The sequence below is a fragment of the Mesorhizobium sp. M7A.F.Ca.US.002.01.1.1 genome (assembly GCF_004022955.1).
GTDB classification, from domain to species: domain Bacteria; phylum Pseudomonadota; class Alphaproteobacteria; order Rhizobiales; family Rhizobiaceae; genus Mesorhizobium; species Mesorhizobium ciceri.
In genome coordinates this window covers 1-2,831 of the sequence record NZ_RZQE01000618.1, presented here as the reverse complement: position 1 = coordinate 2,831, position 2,831 = coordinate 1, and the positions used below count along the sequence as shown (strand labels likewise).

Sequence of the window (2,831 nt, the reverse complement as noted above, 5' to 3'; positions counted from 1 at the left end):
AAGCCGAGGCACTTGCCGCCATTGGGCATCGCCTTCTTGGCGATTTCGGCCGCCTGCTTGCCGGCATCGACGTTGGACGAGCCGATATAGGCGACGCGCTTGGTCTGCGGGGCGTCCGAGTCGGTGGTGAACAGCGCGGTTTCCGAGGCGATCTTGTTCAACCCATCGGTCGAGGTCTTGGGATCGACGGCCGAGACCATGATGCCCTTGACGCCGGCGGTCACCAGATCGTCCATCAGCCGCTGCTGGATGGCGACCGAGGACTGTTCGGGATATTTGAGCTCGAGCGTATAGTCGGGCAGTTCGCCCTGCGCCTTCTTGACGCCGGCTTCGGCGGCCTTCCAGAAATCGGAAGCGCCGTTGACGACGAAGGCCAGCGTCGGCTTGTCGTCGGCGCGCGCGATTGCCGTGGCCGACAGGCCAAGCAGCAGCGCGGTCGCGGCTACGGATGCATTGCGTATCAAGGATTTCATGTTCAACCTCCCGTTTGGCTCAGTCGTTGGACCGGCCGATCTTGCACTGACCTGATTTGCCGTTTGCAGCGTGGACGCCCTCCTCCTCAAAGGGGTTCCCGGCACCGAAAGAATGGCGTCGTTCCAGCCACGACAGCGACCTTAGAGACTCATCCCTCATTCGTAAATAGTCCGATTTGTCTGACATATCACATATCCGAGACAAGGCTTGCGGAGATAGGATCCGCTCGCCACCGGGCCATTTTTCGTACTCTCCCGCCGCCCCGGACGTGACCGGCCGGATGCGACGATTGACGGTACAGCGCATTTTTGTATTAGTAAACAGTATTAGTTCCGAGCCAATGCCAGCGGTTTCGCGGTGTGCCCGCCGGCGTGCCGCCCTCACGGCTGGGCCGCCGCCCAGGCCTTTTGTTAATTGAGCTTTCGCTTGTATGGAGATGCGTGGCGGATGGACCTCCGGCATACTAATAGTTATAAACGAGCCTGACGTTATTCCGATAAAGCGACGGCGTCACGCCACCTTGCCGGCCTGACCGGCCAGCCAGACTGGGATTTGCCATGAGCGAGACGACGGATCGGGCCAGCGACACGGCGAGGCGGCGCAAGGCGCCGGCCAAGGGCGCCAAGGGCCGCGTCACCATGATCGATATCGCCAGGGCCGCCGGCTGCTCGCAGGCGACCGTGTCCTTCGTGCTCAACAATTCGCCAGGGATCAAGCTGTCGCAGCAGACCCGCGAACGGGTGATCGAGGCCGCACGGACGCTTGGCTACACCGCGCCCGCTTTCGAGGCGCTTCACCCGGCATTGCCTGCCTTCGAGGGGCCCGCCTTCGAAGGGCTGGACGGGGTGATCGGCTTTGCCGTCGACCAGCTCGCCACCAGCCCCGAAGCCGTGGTCGCCATCGAGGGCGCGCGCCAGGCCTCGTGGAATGCCGGCAACGTGCTTCTGGTGGCGCAGACGCTGGGCGATTCCGTCATGGAGCCGCGCGCCATTTCAGCGCTCACCAAGCGGGGCATTTCGGCGCTGATCTACATGACCATCTTCACCCGCGAGATCACAGCGCCCGACTATCTCTACGGCCTCGACATCCCGGTGATCCTGCTCAACTGCTACACGGCGGACTACGCCTTCCCTGCCGTGGTGCCGAGCGAGATCGCCGGCGGCCAGAGCTCGACCCGCCATTTGATCAGCCACGGCCACCGCCGCATCGCCACCATCACCGGCGAGCCGTGGATGCAGGCGGCACAGGACCGGCTGAAGGGCTACCGCCGCGCGCTCGCCACGGCCGACATTCCGTTCGATCCCGAGCTGGTGGTCGAGGGCGACTGGTCGGCCAGCGCCGGCTATGCCGCCACCGTCAAGCTGCTGGCGCTCAGGGATAAGCCCACCGCCATCTTCTGCCAGAACGACCGCACCGCGATCGGCTGCTACGAAGCGCTGAAGGAGGCCGGCCTGCACATTCCGCAAGACATTTCCGTGGTCGGCTACGACGACGAGGAAATCGCCCGCCATCTGTTCCCGCCGCTGACCACCTCGATCCTGCCGCACATGGCGATGGGCCAATGGGCGATCGAACAGCTGGAGGCGCCGGCTGCGCCTGGACGGGGGCGGTATCCGATCACGAAGCTGGAGTGTCCGCTGGTGGAGCGGGAGAGTGTGCGGGCGGTGGCGGGGTAACGCGACTCGGCGGGCCCGCGCTGGCTTACCTTCGACCGTTAGGGAAACCTGACCGGTGGGACGAAGAGCTGATGGCGGCAATGCAGACGATTCTTGCGCGGAAGGGGGGTCAAAGTCGAAGCCCGAGACATTCATTCCCATTGTGCAACAGACCGGCACGGTTGCGAATTTGGGGTTGGACACGCCGTGCCGGCCAGTGCTGGACACCCCAGCCCGATTACGCTACCGGCACAACAGGAATCCAGCAATTAAGCCTGATGGTCTAGATCGCGAGTGCAGAGCCTGTTCTCGCGCTTCAGGGGGCCTTTTTACCACGGGCATTACTTCTCCTCCGGGCAGTCCAGCAGCTTCGCATGGCGACGCATTTCTTCGCACCCGTCCGACAAGGCCGGGCTTGAACCATTCCGCCTTGTCTTTCTTCAGGCCTTCGGCACTGGTCCGCTAACCGTGCCCTGCACGCGGTCCCACAGGCAGTTGCGTCTGCCGAACTTGAAATTGACGTTGGCGGTGCCGACTTGCGGAATCGGCTGTCGTTTCCTGGAGAAAGCAAAAAGCCCGCCACCTTTCGGCAGCGGGCTTTCCAAAACTGTAACTCTCTTGGTTAATCGATAATCCCGGATGAACTGGGCGAAGCCGTCACTGACGACAGTCGCTCACGCTTCGTGAAAACGGGCTTCTGAT

At 63.0% G+C, this 2,831-nt stretch carries 2 protein-coding genes; one reads left to right on the top strand and one right to left on the bottom strand.

All coding sequences use genetic code 11. From position 1 onward, the window contains the following. A partial coding sequence (locus EN932_RS32975) for a substrate-binding domain-containing protein (protein ID WP_164890751.1) occupies positions 1 to 473 on the bottom strand: 473 nt, incomplete at its 3' end. Positions 474 to 1,031: 558 nt separating this feature from the next. Here EN932_RS32975 and EN932_RS32965 point away from each other — a divergent pair. Then, entirely contained in the window at positions 1,032 to 2,150 is a 1,119-nt protein-coding gene (locus EN932_RS32965; protein WP_164753503.1) for a LacI family DNA-binding transcriptional regulator, read from the top strand. The last annotated feature ends 681 nt before the right edge of the window (positions 2,151 to 2,831 follow it).

Coding starts and splice junctions, on each gene's coding strand:
- EN932_RS32965 (WP_164753503.1), top strand. CDS start 1,032: ATGAGCGAGACGACGGATCGGGCCAGCGACACGGCGAGGCGGCGCAAG.